Source organism: Undibacterium sp. TJN25 (genome assembly GCF_049339885.1).
In the GTDB taxonomy this organism is placed as follows: domain Bacteria; phylum Pseudomonadota; class Gammaproteobacteria; order Burkholderiales; family Burkholderiaceae_D; genus Undibacterium.
This window is the reverse complement of record NZ_JBMPPM010000002.1, coordinates 45,237-60,223: the sequence shown is the minus strand read 5'-3', so window position 1 is coordinate 60,223 and position 14,987 is coordinate 45,237. Positions and strand designations below refer to the sequence as shown.

Below are 14,987 nucleotides of genomic sequence, written 5' to 3'. Positions count from 1 at the left end.
AACAGGAAAGCCCGGGCCGGCTAAAACCGGACCGGGCCGTGGCCTGCGGGTCGGCCATAGGCCACCCGGACAGGATACAGCAAACTCAGTGTAATATCTTCATCAGGATGGTGGCAAACACGATCATCGCAGCGCCGCCTATGCGGGTGGAAATCTGAGCAAACGGCATCAGGCCCATGCGGTTGGAGGCAGAGAGGATGGCAACGTCGCCGGTGCCGCCCAGGCCGCTATGGCAGGCAGTGACGATGGCGGATTCCACCGGATACATCTTCAGCCAGCCGCCGACGAAGAAACCGGCTGCCACCATCGCGCCCACCGTCGTGGCGCAGATGACAAAATAGCCGAGCGTAAAAGCCTTGACCAGTTCATTCCATGAACCGAACAGCGTGCCCAGGCCGACCAGGATGGCAAAGGTCAGGTTGGCGGACATGAAGCGGTACATCTGATAAGCGCCCAGCTCCATCCTGGCCGGAATGATCTTGCTGACCTTGAGCAGTGCTGCGCTGATAATCATCAGGATGGGTCCGGGAATGCCGGTCACCGGCGCCAGCAGCGAGCCGAGGATGAAGAATGCACAGCCTATGATCAACCCCGCACCCAGCAGGCCGAGCTCGATGGGGGCTGCCGTACCCTGCTCGCGCAGCAGTTCGCGGTCTTCACCGGACTTGATCAGGATGCCGTCGCCGGTATAGTGCTTGTGGGTTTCGCCCAGGCGCTTCAGCATGCCGCTGGCCAGGATCGCAATGACATTGCCCAGCAACGCGGCCGGCACCAGCATGGCAACCAGTTCCGCCTGCGGCTTGCCCAGTATTTCGCCATAGCCTATCGACAGCGGCAGGATGCCCTCGCCTATGCCGCCGCCAAGTATCGGCATGACAATAAAGAAGAAGGTATGCATGGGGTCGTAGCCGAATAGCAGGCCGACCGAGATGCCGGCCGCAACCGCCGCCGCCGTGCCCACCAGCAGCGGGATGAACATGCGCATGAAACCCTGCACCAGGATGCGGTGGTTCATGCCCAGGATGCTGCCGGCCACCAGGCAGGCGATGTACAGGTATTGCAGGTTCGCCGTTTTCATCGTGGTGGTGATGGCCTTCAGCATTTCAGGATCCATCAGCTTGTAGCCGACCAGCGCCGAGGGGATGAACATGCAGAAGATCGCTGCGCCGCCTATGTGCTTGAACACCGGCAGCCGGTTACCTAGTTCGCCCAGCAGGAAGCCGGACAGCATCAGCACGACAAAGCCGCCTATCATGTCGTTCGGCAGCCTTTTGCACAGTGCGGCAATGATCGTCATCGCGGCAATGACCACGAATACCGGCAAGGGCAGCGGCCCGATCTTGTAATCCATGATCTTCTGCCATGTGCCGGATGGTGCTGGCGCTGTTGCCAGGGCCGGGGCTGTGGATAGATCTGTCATGCTTGCGTCCATATTGTCTCCTTCGTTGAATCCATACGGGATGGATATGCGGCCCGTTTTGGCGGCTGCGCCTTGTGCATGGACTCAGTGTCCATGCAGCGCGCCGCTGTTGTTATCGGCCTAGCTTGTTAAATTGCAGTTTTTATGAATTACCCGGCTGGGAACCCAGCCGGGCTCCCAGTTTTTCGCGTGTCTTTTGCGCCACGCCTTGCAGCCATGGCCGTTGTAGCCAGTGCTCCGCAGCGAAGGCCTGGATTTCTTCCTTATGCGCCAGGGTCGCGCCTATGATGTCCAGCCCTTCCAGGAACATGTGCCGGTGCCGCCCGCTCATCGTGAATGCAGCCTGCACGCTGTGGCTGCGCACCGTCATGCTTTCCACGTCCACCGTCACCTGGTTGGTTTCCGGGCTGGAGACGTCTGCCAGAATGCGCTGCACGTCAGCCTCTTCCAGTATGACCAGCAGCAGGCGGTTGTTCATCGCATTGCTGTAGAAGATTTCGCCGAAGCTGGAGGCAATTACCACCTGGATGCCGTATTGCTGCAACCCCCATACCGCATGTTCGCGGCTGGAGCCGCAGCCGAAGTTGGGGCCGCCGACCAGCACTTTGGTGCGTGCATAACCAGGGCGGTTCAGCACGAAGTCTGCGCGCGCCTGCCCGTTTTCATCAAAGCGCAGGTCATACAGCAGTCCCTTGTCCAGCCCGGCCTTGTTGATGATGCGCAGGAATTGCTTGGGCATGATCTGGTCGGTATCCAGGTTGGAAATCGGCAGCGGCGCGCCCACGCCCTGTATCAGTGCGGATTCAGACATGGGCGGCTCCTGCTGTGCGTTCAGTTGATTTGGCCGATGTTACGGACGTGGTTGCTGTGGCTAAAGTGGCCAGCGTGGCGTCGATCTGCCGGACATCGGTGATATACCCTGTCAGCGCGGCAGCAGCGGCCATTGCCGGGCTCATCAGGTGGGTGATGCCGCCGCGGCCCTGGCGGCCTTCAAAATTACGGTTGGTCGTGGAAGCGCAGCGCTCGCCTGGTGCCAGCATATCGTCGTTCATCGCCAGGCACATGGAGCAGCCGGGGCGGCGCCATTCGAAGCCGCTTGCCATCAGCAAGGCGGCAATACCCTCTTCTTCCGCCTGCAGGCGCACCGCGCCGGAACCCGGCACCACCATGGCGCGCACCGACGGCGCCACCTTGCGGTCCCTGACGATAGCAGCGACCTGGCGCAGATCTTCTATGCGGGCATTGGTGCAGGAACCGATGAATACGCGCTGCACCGCAACGCCTTCCATCGCAGAACCGCTCTTCAGGCCGGTATAGCGAAGCGCCTGCTCCAGTGCGGCATGGTCGTTGACATCAGTGACTGCTTCCGCCATGGGCACGGTACCGGTCACGGGTACGGCCTGGTCCGGACTGGTGCCCCAGGTGACGTAAGGCGCCACGGCAGCTGCATCAAATGTATGTTCCGCATCGAAAGATGCAGCGCGGTCGCTGTGCAAGGCTGCCCAGTCCGCCAGCGCAAGCGCTTTCATTTCGCCGGCAATGTCCGGAGCGCGTTGCAGCACATAGGCCACGGTTTTATCATCCGGCGCAATCAGCGCGCCGCGCGCACCGGCTTCCACGGCCATATTGCACAGCGTCATGCGGGCTTCCACCGACAGTGCTTCAATCGCCGTGCCGCAGAACTCCACCGCATAGCCGCGCGCGCCCTGGGCGCCGATGCGGCTGATGATGGCCATGATCAGGTCTTTGGACGTGGTGCCGGCCGGCAGCAGGCCGTTGACGGTGATGCGCATATCCTGCGCCACGCGGTATACCAGCGTCTGCGTTGCCAGCACGTGCTCGACTTCCGAAGTGCCGATGCCAAAACCTAGCGCGCCCAGCGCGCCGTAGGTCGTGGTGTGGCTGTCGCCGCACAGCACGACCATGCCGGGCCGTATCATGCCGTGCTCGGGGGCAATCACGTGCTCTATGCCTTGCAGCGTGTCATTGGTGTCGAACAGCGTGATGCCATGCTCGGCGCAGTTTTTGGCCAGGTTGGTCGCCTGTATCGCCGATTGCGGCTCCTGGATGATGCGGAAACTGACCGGATGCGTGGGAATGATATGGTCCACCACGGCCATCTGCTGGGCAGGCACGGCAACGCTGCGCCCCTGCTCCTTCAGCCCAGCGAAAGCCTGCGGGCTGGTGTATTCGTTCATGATATGCAGGTCGGCATACAGCAGCACGTTCTGCGCATCCAGCCGCATGACGGTGTGGGTATCCACCAGTTTTTGATATAGGGTGCGGGGCACGTCGTCTCCATCATTTTTAAAGGCGGTTGGGTGAAACCGCTGATGACCCGAAGTGTAGTCCTCGCCTGGATATTTATAATACAATCTCATTTCATCTATTAGTTAATAAAATTTACTAATAGCAGCAACAACGAGCACTAGAACACAATAAGGCGCAGCCATGGACGCGATATCGGATCTGGATTTTTTTGTGCGCCTGGTCAAGCAAGGCAGCCTGGCCTCGCTGGCCAGGGAACTGAACCTGACGCCGCCGGCCATCAGCTCACGGCTCTCGCTGCTGGAAAAGCGGCTCGGCGTCAGACTGCTGAACCGCACCACCCGCCGGCTCAGCGTCACGCATGAAGGGGAAATGTACCTGGCGACCGGTTCGCGCCTGCTGGCAGACCTGCAGGAACTGGAACGAACGATCTCCAGCAGCCGCGCAGTGCCCAGGGGCCTGTTGCGGGTAAATGCGACCTTCGGCTTCGGCAGGCGGCATATCGCACCGGCGATCATCGCCTTTGCACAGCAGTATCCGCAGGTAGAGGTGCAACTGGAGCTGACAGACCGCGCCATCAACCTGGCGGACCAGGCCTATGACGTCGGCATCTGGTTCGGCACCGTGCCCGACTCGCGTATGGTGGCCCGCAAGATCGCCGGCAACCGGCGGATGCTGTGCGCAGCCCCTTCCTACCTGAAAAAAGCTGGCGTGCCGGCCACCCCGCACGAGCTGCAGACGCACCAGTGCATCGTACTGCGCGAGAGCGACGCCGCGTACGGCACCTGGCACATGACACGCGGCAGCAAGCGCGAAACCGTGAAGGTGCGCGGCACGCTGAGCACCAATGACGGCGAAACGGCGCTGCTATGGGCATTGGCCGGCTTCGGCGTGCTGACGCGCTCGGAATGGGATGTGCAGGCGCACCTGCAGGCAGGCCGCCTGAAGCTGGTGCTGGAAGACTGGACGCTGCCGGATGCCGACATCTTTGCGGTCTATCCGGAAAGGATGAACCTGTCGGCCAAGGTCAGCGCCTTTATCGACTTCCTCAGCGACTGGTTTGCCGCAAAGCCTGACTGGACCTGAGTGGTGTGGTGCAGTGCGGCGCACCACCTAAGTCAGCTTACTGTTTGCGGCCGCCCTGGTGATCCAGCATGCGGTTCTTCTCCTGCCGGCTGGCGGCTTCATCCGCCTCGGCTTTTTCCCTTTGTTCCTTGGCCTGCTGGGCATGGTCGGGATAAGCCTGTTCAGGTTTATGCGGGTCCTGGGAAGGGTCTTTGGTTTTTTGGTTCATACGATATCTCCTTGAAATAAGGCGACCAATGTTCGCGCCATACATTCACCATACTCCCGCGCCTGGCAAACACCGTGCGGCAGCTCACATAGATACGCTCGCGGGAATGTAGCCTGGGTGGAGCGCAGCGCAACCCGGGAGCGATCCACCGCTACAGGTACACATCCCGGAGTGCGCTACGTTACAAATAGAATTTCGACCGATCAGTGCAGGCATCGAAGCAACCTGATCTTCACCGGCGGTACGCTGACACACCGACGCCGCTATCCGCCTCCCGCACACTCGTTGAGTTATCCTCCCAACATCCCTGAAAGGCCAGCCATGGATTCCCACGCCACCCCTCCCGTTTCACCCGTCATCTACCAGCCCGGCTTTGAAGTACCCGAAGAAGGCGAGGCAGAAACCCTTGCCGGCATGCTCGATACGCTGAAACATATTTCTGAAATCACCTACAAGGATTCCGGCCATGCGAGCCGCAGCGTGCACGCCAAAAGCCACGGCCTGCTGCGCGGCGAACTGACCGTAGCCGCAGGCTTGGCGCCGGCCTATGCGCAGGGGATTTTCGGCAAGCCGGGCAGCTGGCCGGTGGTGATGCGGCTGTCCACGATCCCCGGCGACATGCTGGACGACAATGTCTCCACGCCGCGCGGCATGGCGGTGAAAGTCGTCGGAGTGGAAGGCCCGCGGCTGGAAGGCAGCGAAGGCGATGCCACGCAGGATTTTGTGCTGGTCAACGGTTCCCCTTCTTTCAGCACGCCCGGGCCGAAAAAATTCCTGGGCAACCTGAAACTGCTGGCGCCAACAACCGACAAAGCCCCCGGACTCAAAAAAGCACTGTCGGCAGTATTGCGCGGCACCGAAAGGGTCATCGAAGCCGCCGGCGGCCAGAGCCCCACCATCATCGCGCTGGGCGGCCATCCGGAAACCAATATCCTCGGTGAAACCTTCTTCAGCCAGGCGCCTATCCTGTTTGGCCCCTATATGGCAAAGATATCCATCGTGCCGGTTTCTCCGGGACTGACAAAGCTGACCAAGGCCCCGGTAGACCTGGACGGCAAGCCGGATGGCCTGCGTGCAGCGGTCGTCGACTTCTTCGCCGGCAATAGCGCCGAATGGGAAGTACGCGCGCAACTGTGTACCGACCTGGAGAAAATGCCGGTGGAAGACGCTTCGGTGCCCTGGCCGGAAGACCTCAGCCCCTATGTCACTGTGGCCCGCATCACCGCGCCGCCGCAACCGGCCTGGAACCAGGCCTTGTCGGCAGCGGTGGATGACGGCATGTCCTTCAGCCCCTGGCACGGCATTGCAGCGCACCGCCCTATCGGCTCCATCATGCGCGTGCGCAAAGCCGCCTACCAGATGTCTTCCCGCTTCCGCGCAGAGCGCAACGGCGCAGTGGTGAAAGAACCTGCCAGCCTGGACGATTTGCCCGGATAAACACCGGCATCACCGCTACACAAAAGGCCGCGCCATCATATGGCGCGGCCTTTCTTTTACCTGTTGCAGCAGATCCGAAGATGCCGCCAATCTGGTGACCCGGATCAAGCCACTGCCCCAGTCAATTACTCCAGTCACCGCGCCGCAACGCCCAGTATGGCGCAAAAAAAAGGTCACGCTGGCTATCCAGCGTGACCTTCCTTTACCTGCCTGCTGTTAGCGCACGAACAGGGCGATCAGGATAATGATGGGAATAGGCACCCCAAGAAACAATAATAAAAGTGAACGCATGATTAATCTCCCTCATTGACATTAAAAATAAAGAACAAACTACTCAACAAATCCAACAGCTTAAAACGCTCAGGCTGGAACGGTAACGCGCTGCGTGTGAACTACGCCGTCACGCTGCTTGCCGCCGAAGGTTGCTGACAGGCTGGCCACAAAAGCGCCGCACAGCAAGGCCACAAACATCCACAGCGCAGAATAAGCGGCCACTTTGCGGGCATTGTCGGCAGCCTGTTTCACGTTTTGCTCTGCGTTGTTGATGGCGGTCTGGGTGTTGGTGAATGCATCGTTGACACGTTTTTCAGCATCGGCTTGCGACAGGCCAGTGCGTTTGGCGATGACCTGGCCCAGATACTGCACGTCTTCCTGTGGCAGTTTCTTGGCGCGTATGCCATTGGCAAAGATGCGCATTGCTTCCATGCGGCTGGCATTATCATTCGGTGCAGCAGCATCGGATGCCTGGTTGGAACGGAACAGCGAATCCACGGCATAACCCATGCCGCCGCTATCCGAAGAACCCGTGCCGGAGGCTGAAGGCAGTGCCTGGCTTCCGGCAGCAACACCGGCTGCACCGACAGCACCAACGGCAGTGCCTGCAACCGTCGCACCGGCAGAAGCCGTATGCGATATCGCACTACCGGCGGCGGAACCTACCAGGGCCACCGTCACCAGCGATGCAACTGCCCACGCCAGGAAGCCATGTGCGGTGTCGCGAAAATAGACTTCATCCGTATGTACGGTAGCCCATTTCACACGTAGCCGTCCGGCAAGGTAGCCGCCGACCCCGGCTGCGGCGATCTGGGTAAACGCCAGCCAGAGGATGGACGACGTGCCCAGCGTGGCGGCACTGATGCCGCTATTGGCCCACGGTGAAACCGAGGAAAAGCCCAAGCCGGCTCCCAGAATCAACAAGATCAGGGAAAGCGCGGCAGCAGCAGCGGCACCGGCAAAAATGGAAGCCCAGGATACGCCGGAAGTGGTAGTGTCGGCCGACGCATCCAAAAAGTTACGGTCTATAGGTGTCATTATTCTCTCCTTTTTGAAAACCATAGATTGGCGGTTTTCAAATACGGCGTATGTGCGCCAGAACACACACCATAACGGTGCATGGCACAGGTGTAGCGTGGATGAGACTTGGCGCACCTATTGGCACGGAAGAGGCCGCGGCATGCTGCAGTGCACGATTAACTTACGGCACTGCCTGCATGGTGTAGACTGCAGCATGGGTTAGCCCGCAGGCGCAACGCGTCTGAATGCCAAAAATGCGATAGGTTTAAGTTTTTCAACTGACGGAGAAAGATCATGAGTAAAAGCCAGGACAATAAAAAAGCCGTAAAGAAACAGCCGCTGAAAACCCCTAAAGAAAAGAAAGAAGAAAAGAAGCAGAAGAAGGCAGGACTTGGCAGGCAGTGATGTAAGGCTGGCGTGTGGTGCGGGATTAGCCAAAGCCTCATTTAAGCTGCGCAGGCTTATACCTTAAATGGCACCTCACGTCAGATGCGATAAAGTCGTGTGACCGTTACGGCCATTTCCAGACGATCATGTCTTCCGATTTACCTCTCAATGTCGATGAAAGTAATAAAGAGTCAGCTTGGAGGAAAATGCTCGCGAACAGTGCGCGATATATTGCGAGAGCGCTGCCCCCCCCCTTGAAAAAAAAAGGAAAGCAAAGCCCTGTCGAAAATTCTTCAGGGATTAAACGAAGAACCAGGCGTTCCGACCTCGAACATCAGGGGTGGCTTTGTAACAAGCACCTTGATGACCCACACTCTGCTACACGCCAAGTACAGTTTCTTCCACTGTTTTTGGACCGCAAAGCCAACAGTACACCAATCCAATTCCCAAGGCATAATGCCTGGCCGGGATTAGTCCCTTTTTTTTAAATTACTAATGTATTAAATGTGGAGCACTGTATGTCTGAAGAAAAGCTTGAACTCGATAGCGACAACGCGGTCTACAGGACCTTGCTGGAATCGACCAAGGCTATCCCCTGGAAGATAGACTGGGTGACAATGAAGTTTGCCTATATTGGCCCGCAGATAGAGCCTTTGCTGGGCTGGAAGCAGGACAGCTGGCTGACGGTAGAAGACTGGGCAACGCGTATGCACCCGGAAGACCGGGATTACGTCGTGAATTTTTGCGTGGCGCAGTCAAAAGCCGGTGTGGATCACGAAGCGGATTACCGCGCGCTGACCAAGAGCGACGGCTATGTATGGATACGCGACGTGGTGCACGTGGTACGCAATGAACAGGGCGAAGTAGATTCACTGATCGGCTTCATGTTCGATATCAGCGAGCGCAAGAAGAGTGAAGAAAAACTGATCATCCTGCAGAAGGAGCTGGAAGCGCTTTCCTTCAAGGATAGCCTGACGGGCGTAGCCAACCGACGCAAGTTTGAGTCGGCGTTAGATACCGAGTGGGCGAGTGCAAGACGCAACGGGCAGCCGCTGTCGCTGATCGTTGTAGACGTGGATTTTTTCAAGCAATACAACGACTACTATGGCCATATCCGAGGCGACGAATGCCTGAAGCAAATCGCGCAGGCACTGGGCCTGTCGGTGACCCGTTCGAGAGACATCGTTGCGCGGTTTGGCGGCGAAGAGTTTGTGCTGGTATTGCCGGAAACCGACGCCAATGCTGCGCTGCATGTCGCCGAGCGTTGCAAGCGCAAGTTGGAAAATCTGCAGATCCCGCATGAGGCTTCTACTATCGGCCGCTTTGTCAGTGCCAGCATGGGTGTAGGAACGATCAAACCCTCAGCCGAGATGGAAGCCAAGGATTTCGTCGAGGCGGTGGACAAATTGCTGTACAAAGCCAAGCAAAATGGCCGTAACCGCATTGAGTGTTCGAACTTGTAGCGTTATAGTGGTTTAGCCGACTGAAATGAATTCCCTTAATGCCGGGGCTCGGCTGCGGATTCAACCGGCCGATGCAACAGCTAGGTGAAATCGTTAAGCGTCTACATTGAAGCACCAGCGCATGCCTTGCCGCATTTGCCGCATGTGCCGTTTTCGCTGCCAGACTCAAGCAGCCCTGGATAACGTAATCGCTTTTTCCGGGCAGGCGCTGACGCATAGGCCGCAGGCCTGGCAGGCATCCGCGTTCGGCGTATAGGCAACCTGCATGCCGTGCGCGCGCAATTTCAGCTTATTCAGCAAGCCCAAGCCTTGATAATCTGCATCGTCTATGCGCCGGACCTCAAAGACGTTTTCCGGACATACGGCGGCACAATCCGCCTTCCCTTCGCAGCGCTTCAGGTTCACCACCGGAACGATGATGCCCGGAGCCTGCTTACAGTTCGCATCGGCCTTCTTTTTCATGACTGATCCCTGCCCCTACCACGAAAACCCATCATGCCTTGCTGGAATTTTTCACGCTCTTCATTACTCATCTGTTCCCAGCGCTGTTGCATGTGCCGGTGACGGCGCCAGCCTCCGCCGTGGCCACGAAAACCGCCGAACAGTATGCGGCACAAGGCCAGCAGGCCCAGCGCGCGCAGGTAATCAATCGTGTGTACGCCGGTGAACAGGGCCGGCATCAGCCAGTTCCACAGCGACATGACTACCCAGGGCACCACGGCCAAGCCAACCAGCGCCAGCACGGCTATTTTGGCAATTTTGTATTTGCGGATCATTTCATTTTTCCTTTTCATTCAATTCATCATTCAATTCATCATTCGAATTCATTGCTCAAATTTATCGTTCGGATTCGTCATTTAAATTCATCATTTAAATTCGTCATTGAACTCGTCATAAATCGTCTGCAGGCGCTGCCGCAGGTGCAGCACCGCATAGCGTTTGCGCGACAGCAGCGTGTTGCGGCTCACGCCGCTTTCCGCCGCCAACTCTTCAAAGCTGCGCCCTTCCAGCTCGTGGGCGATAAACACTTCGCTTTGCTCGGCCGGCAGCTCCGCCAGCGCCCGGGACAGTTCTTCCAGCAGCACCGTCCGTGCATACGCCGCTTCCGGCCCGGCGTCGGAAGACGGCAATACCTCATCCAGCCAGGAGCCGCCTTCGTCCTCCGTTGAAGCCTCCGGCAGCGCCTGCTCCTTCTTCTTGCGAAAGCGGTCGATAATGCGGTAACGCGCCACGCGGAACAGCCAGGCGCCCACCTGCTCTATCGGTTCGGGCAAACGGTAAGCTTCAACAAACTCGTAAAAAACGTCCTGCAGGATGTCTTCCGCCTCGCCGGGATCGGACACCTGCCTGCGGATGAAGTTACCCAGCCGCGCACGCTCGCGCAGGACGGTTTCAGTGATGCGATTTTCTTTTTCGGCCATCGTTTCACCAGGCCCGGCTGGGCCGACAGGGTTCAGCGTCGTTTCCATACCTGTGAAGACGTATCACATTCGGAAATATTGCAGGAAGATGAAAATAAATCGACTTAATCGATTTGGGCAGGATGCGCCGGACCTAAAAACTGTCCAGAATTGAGAGAAGCATGACTAGTTCTTGCCCCGTTGGCAAGCAGCAGGGTCTTGACGAAGATGGCGCGGCGCCATGGCGACGCCGGCTTTATGGCGTATTCTTTTTGTCCAGCGCGCGATACATACGGCGCCGGTTGACGAGCAGGCGGACGAATTCTTCGGCGACCAGCGGGCGGCTGAAGAAGTAGCCTTGCCCTTCTTCGCAATTCTGCGCTTGCAGGAAAGTCAGCTGCGCCTGGTTCTCGACACCCTCCGCAATCACTTTCAGCTTGAGCTTATTCCCCATGCCAACGACGGCGCTGACGATAATGCCGTTGCCGGCGGCGGTAGCAATGTCGTCCACAAAAGATTTATCAATTTTGAGCACGTCGATGGGAAATTTCTTCAGGTAGCTGAGGCTGGAATAGCCGGTGCCGAAATCGTCCACTGCAAGCTGCACGCCCATGTCCTTCAGGTGCTGCAAGATGGCAGTGCTGGTTTCCGCATCGCGCATCAGTACGCTTTCCGTGATTTCCAGTTCCAGCGATGCCGCGTCCAGCCCGCTCTCGCTCAGGATGTCGCGCACGCCGCCGAAAAAATCCTTGTGACGAAATTCCAGCGCAGAGATATTGACGGCAACCGGAACAGGCCCAACCCCGGCATCAATCCACCGCCTGGCCTGCGTGCAGGCTTCACGCAAGACCCAGCGGCCTATCGGCACGATCAGCCCGCACTCTTCCGCAATCGACATGAATCTCGCCGGCAGTACCAGCCCCCACTGCGGATGCTTCCAGCGCAGCAGTGCTTCCGCCCCGGTAATGGCGCCGGTTTCGAGGTTGACCTTGGGCTGGTAGTGCAACACAAATTCCTGTTTTTCCAATGCCATCCGCAGGTTGGACTCTATTGCCTGCCTTTCCATCGCGCGGGCATTCATCGCATCGGAAAAAAACTGGTAGTTATTGCGCCCCTGTTCCTTGGCGTGATACATGGCCGTGTCGGCATTCTTCATCAGGCCTGCCGTATCGATTCCGTCATCCGGAAAAATACTGATGCCTATGCTCACGCTGACATGCAGGTCATATCCGCCTATGTGATGCGCGGGGGTGAGCGCCGCAATCACCTTTTGAGCAGACAATGCCGCATCCTCCGCGTGTTCGATATAGGGAAGCAAGAGCACGAATTCATCGCCGCCCTGGCGGCTGATGGTGTCGGAGTGGCGTACACACGCCACCAAGCAGCGGGCCACCGACTGCAATAGTTCGTCTCCTACGGAATGTCCAAGAGAATCATTGACGTGCTTGAACCTGTCCAGGTCCATGAACATCACCGCCAGCCTCTGGCCCTGGCGGCGGGCACGCTCTATGGCCTGGCCTATGCGGTCTTGCAGCAGCAGGCGGTTGGGCAGATCCGTCAGCACGTCATGGTGTGCCAGGTAATGCAGCTTATCCTTGGCTGTTTCGACCTGCTCTGTCAGCTTATGCGCCTCTATGGAGGCAATGATGAGATGGGTATTGGCTTGCTGCAACAACACCACGTGGTCATTTGCCGACGCCTGGGAAGATTCGGACGCAGAGATTCCCATCTCCCGCATGTGCGCCGCATCTTCCCGCTCGGTGACGCGTTTCTCGCGCAGCAACACTATTGCAGCAGCGTCGATCACGGCGCTTTCCCGGCGCGAGATATTTTTTTCAGCAGATTTCGCGTGATCCAATGGCTGACCTGGCGCGCCGGCCTGGCCATCGTCATGCCCGGCATTGCCGTCCTGCTGTTTGTTGTTCATTGCGTCTTTCTGCCGATTGGTCACTCTGACTGCAGACTGGCCGTGGTGCGGCCGGACATCTTTTCAGCTTGCTCAATGAGGAATGCCGGCGTGGCCATTTTTTGTTCGTTGTAACGCCGCTGATCGAGAAAACTGACTTGCACCATGGGGCAGATACCTGGAATAGTCGGTTCGGTATCGCACCCCTTGCTTGATTTTTTTAGCCCTTTGTCGGATAACCGGACAAAATACCTTCGTAGCCTGTCAACGGCTCACCGATTTCAATGCCGCTTTGCGAAATATCGAAGAAGCAGATATCGTTGCTATGCGCGCTGGCGCGTACCTTCACCACGGACATCACACGCTTCAATTGCCCTTCTACCTCTACATAACGCTGCATCAAGATGGCATCCGCCAGGAAGGCATTGCCGTAAGAACTGAAACGCAGGGACGTGTACTGGTCTTCCAGTTCCGCCACCATCAGTACCGTCACCCCCATGCCGGTCAGTACCGCAACCAGCCGGTACAGCGCTTCGCGGAAGTCTTCGCGGAACACCGACGCCAGCGCCAGCTCAAAGCCGGAGAGGGAATCGATCACCACCCGCTTCGCCTTGGTATGGTTGATCATCTCCACCAGGTCGTGCAATATCTCATCCAGCGATAAATCCAGCGTGCGGGTATTGATCAGGCCGACATCGCCGTTTTTGACCAGTTTGTCCAACTGCAGGCTGAGCAACTGGTTGGGGCTTTTCTCGAATGAGGCAATGACGCCGCGCTCGCCTATACGCGCCCCCTCCGCCAAGAATTGTGTCGCCAGCACCGTTTTTCCTGATCCGGAAGGTCCCACTACCAGCAGGGAATAGGCAGCGGGCAAGCCGCCGCCCATCATTTTGTCGAGCATGGGTATGCCCATCGACAAACGCTTGTCTCCCGATATCTCGAAATCCTCTTCTATATGGTTCTTGAGCACCGCCCGAGGGAACACCCGCAAGCCGTCGTCGCTGATGCGGAAAGTGTGTACGCCCGGGCTCTGGGCCTGGCCGCGCATCTTGACGACCTGTATCTTGCGTATCATGGCATCGCGGTGCACCAGTTGCGACATCCAGATAATGCCGTCCGCCACGGTAAATACCGGGCTGGATTCGGCCTCCGGCGCCAGGTATTCACCGATCAGGAAAGTCGTTGCCTGCCAGCCCGTCATCTGCATGCCGAGCTGCTGCACAAAATGCTGCAGGCCGGCGACGCCGGAATCCATGGCCTGGGCCGACTGCACCACCGAGCGGAAAGAGTCGACAAAGACCAGGCTGGGTGAAAAATTTTGCACTTCCTCGCTGATGCGGGCCAGCACGCGGTCGAAATCGCCTTTCAGCAAATCGGCGGCAAGGTTGACGAATTTGATCGAATGGTTGACCTTGTCGACGTCGAAGAAAGGGAACTGCTGCTGGTAGCGCAGCATCTTCAACGGCGATTCGCCCAGCACCGTAAAGAACAGGGCCTTGCGCTCCGGGTTGGCCAGCGAAAACATCATCTGGTGCGCCAGCGTCGTCTTGCCGCTACCGGGCGTGCCCGCCAGCAGGTTGAACGAAAATTCCGGCAGGCCGCCGCCCAGCAGATCGTCCAGCCCCGGAACGCCTGTCGCCAGGCGGCGTATTGTCACTTTATTGCTCATTATGGAGTTTCCTTTGCTGCTGCATTCAGTGCGTCATCACCCCAGGCCGAACGTAATATGCTGGACGTCAAGGACTCGCCGATTAAAGCGCTCAATATATCGATGAAGGTGGCCAGCAAGGCAACGCTTGCCTCCCCGGCTGCTGTGGCATCTTGCCCTTCAAGGCAGGTTCTTAAACCTGCGAACCGGGAATCTGAGGCTTGCGCTGGAGGACTGTTCGCCATCCATGAAAAGCTTGCGCTCGTAAGATGAAGGCTTCTTGAATAGAGCGACTCGAAGCCGCCGTCTCCAATGATTAAAATGAGTTCGGCGGCCAGCCGTTCCCACAGGTGTATCGTCACATCCACGACAGCATCGGGGCGTTGCGTCACGGCCCTTGCTATCATTCGGTGGCGTTGATCGTCGTTGGTTGCCATAAATTAATGTATTCCCGCTATACAACGGAAAGGG

Annotated in this window: 15 protein-coding genes; 3 read left to right on the top strand and 12 right to left on the bottom strand. The window is 58.0% G+C overall.

Translation table 11 applies throughout. The annotated features are described in order from the left end of the window. Positions 1 to 85 precede the first annotated feature (85 nt). From ACO0LO_RS03865 to leuC, 3 genes are all read right to left on the bottom strand, one after another. Positions 86 to 1,420, bottom strand: coding sequence for a 2-hydroxycarboxylate transporter family protein (locus tag ACO0LO_RS03865; RefSeq protein ID WP_422962880.1), 1,335 nt, complete (start codon positions 1,418 to 1,420; stop codon positions 86 to 88). A 142-nt stretch (positions 1,421 to 1,562) separates the two neighbouring features. Beyond that, the gene (gene leuD / locus ACO0LO_RS03860; RefSeq protein WP_422962879.1) at positions 1,563 to 2,231 is read right to left on the bottom strand and encodes a 3-isopropylmalate dehydratase small subunit; all 669 of its coding nucleotides are present in this window, start codon (positions 2,229 to 2,231) and stop codon (positions 1,563 to 1,565) included. Beyond that, entirely contained in the window at positions 2,224 to 3,711 is a 1,488-nt protein-coding gene (gene leuC, locus ACO0LO_RS03855; protein WP_422962878.1) for a 3-isopropylmalate dehydratase large subunit, read from the bottom strand. The genes leuD and leuC overlap by 8 nt, the downstream gene beginning before the upstream one ends. Positions 3,712 to 3,871: 160 nt before the next feature. Here leuC and ACO0LO_RS03850 point away from each other — a divergent pair, with 160 nt between their 5' ends. Further along, positions 3,872 to 4,774, top strand: a complete 903-nt coding sequence (locus ACO0LO_RS03850) for a LysR substrate-binding domain-containing protein (RefSeq protein ID WP_422962877.1) — start codon at positions 3,872 to 3,874, stop codon at positions 4,772 to 4,774. Between the two features lie 37 nt (positions 4,775 to 4,811). Here the strand turns inward: ACO0LO_RS03850 and ACO0LO_RS03845 are convergent, their stop codons facing one another. Then, a complete protein-coding gene (locus ACO0LO_RS03845; protein ID WP_422962876.1) occupies positions 4,812 to 4,982 on the bottom strand; it encodes a hypothetical protein in 171 nt (56 codons plus the stop codon). A gap of 321 nt (positions 4,983 to 5,303) precedes the next feature. Here ACO0LO_RS03845 and ACO0LO_RS03840 point away from each other — a divergent pair, with 321 nt between their 5' ends. Beyond that, complete coding sequence (locus tag ACO0LO_RS03840) at positions 5,304 to 6,419, top strand: catalase family protein (protein WP_422962875.1); 1,116 nt, start codon at positions 5,304 to 5,306, stop codon at positions 6,417 to 6,419. Positions 6,420 to 6,779: 360 nt separating this feature from the next. On the opposite strand, the gene ACO0LO_RS03835 is transcribed toward ACO0LO_RS03840, so the two are convergent. Continuing rightward, positions 6,780 to 7,730 carry a hypothetical protein gene (locus ACO0LO_RS03835; protein ID WP_422962874.1) on the bottom strand — a complete coding sequence of 317 codons (951 nt, stop codon included), beginning with the start codon at positions 7,728 to 7,730 and terminating at the stop codon, positions 6,780 to 6,782. Between the two features lie 887 nt (positions 7,731 to 8,617). On the opposite strand from ACO0LO_RS03835, the gene ACO0LO_RS03830 reads away from it, so the two are divergent. Beyond that, entirely contained in the window at positions 8,618 to 9,562 is a 945-nt protein-coding gene (locus tag ACO0LO_RS03830) for a GGDEF domain-containing protein (protein WP_422962873.1), read from the top strand. 165 nt (positions 9,563 to 9,727) lie between these two features. Here ACO0LO_RS03830 and ACO0LO_RS03825 read toward each other — a convergent pair whose 3' ends face one another. From ACO0LO_RS03825 to ACO0LO_RS03795, 7 genes are all read right to left on the bottom strand, one after another. After that, positions 9,728 to 10,024 (bottom strand): 4Fe-4S binding protein, encoded by a 297-nt coding sequence (locus ACO0LO_RS03825; protein WP_422962872.1) that lies wholly within the window; start codon positions 10,022 to 10,024, stop codon positions 9,728 to 9,730. After that, positions 10,021 to 10,338: a hypothetical protein gene (locus ACO0LO_RS03820; protein WP_422962871.1), complete on the bottom strand. Its 318-nt coding sequence runs from the start codon at positions 10,336 to 10,338 to the stop codon at positions 10,021 to 10,023. The genes ACO0LO_RS03825 and ACO0LO_RS03820 overlap by 4 nt, the downstream gene beginning before the upstream one ends. Before the next feature lie 90 nt (positions 10,339 to 10,428). Beyond that, entirely contained in the window at positions 10,429 to 10,983 is a 555-nt protein-coding gene (locus tag ACO0LO_RS03815) for an RNA polymerase sigma factor (protein WP_422962870.1), read from the bottom strand. A 235-nt stretch (positions 10,984 to 11,218) separates the two neighbouring features. Next, a complete protein-coding gene (locus ACO0LO_RS03810) occupies positions 11,219 to 12,889 on the bottom strand; it encodes a putative bifunctional diguanylate cyclase/phosphodiesterase (protein ID WP_422962869.1) in 1,671 nt (556 codons plus the stop codon). A 20-nt stretch (positions 12,890 to 12,909) separates the two neighbouring features. Then, positions 12,910 to 13,035 carry a hypothetical protein gene (locus ACO0LO_RS03805; protein WP_422962868.1) on the bottom strand — a complete coding sequence of 42 codons (126 nt, stop codon included), beginning with the start codon at positions 13,033 to 13,035 and terminating at the stop codon, positions 12,910 to 12,912. Between the two features lie 53 nt (positions 13,036 to 13,088). Continuing rightward, positions 13,089 to 14,537 carry an RAD55 family ATPase gene (locus tag ACO0LO_RS03800; protein WP_422962867.1) on the bottom strand — a complete coding sequence of 483 codons (1,449 nt, stop codon included), beginning with the start codon at positions 14,535 to 14,537 and terminating at the stop codon, positions 13,089 to 13,091. Next, on the bottom strand, positions 14,537 to 14,953 hold the full coding sequence (locus ACO0LO_RS03795) for a hypothetical protein (protein ID WP_422962866.1): 417 nt from the start codon (positions 14,951 to 14,953) through the stop codon (positions 14,537 to 14,539). The genes ACO0LO_RS03800 and ACO0LO_RS03795 overlap by 1 nt, the downstream gene beginning before the upstream one ends. Positions 14,954 to 14,987: the final 34 nt, after the last annotated feature.

Excerpts from the sequence above, each read along its gene's own strand:
- leuD (WP_422962879.1), bottom strand. The coding sequence starts at position 2,231 with ATGTCTGAATCCGCACTGATACAGGGCGTGGGCGCGCCGCTGCCGATT.
- ACO0LO_RS03795 (WP_422962866.1), bottom strand. The coding sequence starts at position 14,953 with ATGGCAACCAACGACGATCAACGCCACCGAATGATAGCAAGGGCCGTG.
- ACO0LO_RS03800 (WP_422962867.1), bottom strand. The coding sequence starts at position 14,537 with ATGAGCAATAAAGTGACAATACGCCGCCTGGCGACAGGCGTTCCGGGG.
- ACO0LO_RS03805 (WP_422962868.1), bottom strand. The coding sequence starts at position 13,035 with ATGGTGCAAGTCAGTTTTCTCGATCAGCGGCGTTACAACGAACAAAAA.
- ACO0LO_RS03840 (WP_422962875.1), top strand. The coding sequence starts at position 5,304 with ATGGATTCCCACGCCACCCCTCCCGTTTCACCCGTCATCTACCAGCCC.
- ACO0LO_RS03810 (WP_422962869.1), bottom strand. The coding sequence starts at position 12,889 with ATGAACAACAAACAGCAGGACGGCAATGCCGGGCATGACGATGGCCAG.
- ACO0LO_RS03815 (WP_422962870.1), bottom strand. The coding sequence starts at position 10,983 with ATGGCCGAAAAAGAAAATCGCATCACTGAAACCGTCCTGCGCGAGCGT.
- ACO0LO_RS03850 (WP_422962877.1), top strand. The coding sequence starts at position 3,872 with ATGGACGCGATATCGGATCTGGATTTTTTTGTGCGCCTGGTCAAGCAA.
- ACO0LO_RS03845 (WP_422962876.1), bottom strand. The coding sequence starts at position 4,982 with ATGAACCAAAAAACCAAAGACCCTTCCCAGGACCCGCATAAACCTGAA.
- ACO0LO_RS03820 (WP_422962871.1), bottom strand. The coding sequence starts at position 10,338 with ATGATCCGCAAATACAAAATTGCCAAAATAGCCGTGCTGGCGCTGGTT.
- ACO0LO_RS03835 (WP_422962874.1), bottom strand. The coding sequence starts at position 7,730 with ATGACACCTATAGACCGTAACTTTTTGGATGCGTCGGCCGACACTACC.
- ACO0LO_RS03865 (WP_422962880.1), bottom strand. The coding sequence starts at position 1,420 with ATGACAGATCTATCCACAGCCCCGGCCCTGGCAACAGCGCCAGCACCA.
- ACO0LO_RS03825 (WP_422962872.1), bottom strand. The coding sequence starts at position 10,024 with ATGAAAAAGAAGGCCGATGCGAACTGTAAGCAGGCTCCGGGCATCATC.
- ACO0LO_RS03830 (WP_422962873.1), top strand. The coding sequence starts at position 8,618 with ATGTCTGAAGAAAAGCTTGAACTCGATAGCGACAACGCGGTCTACAGG.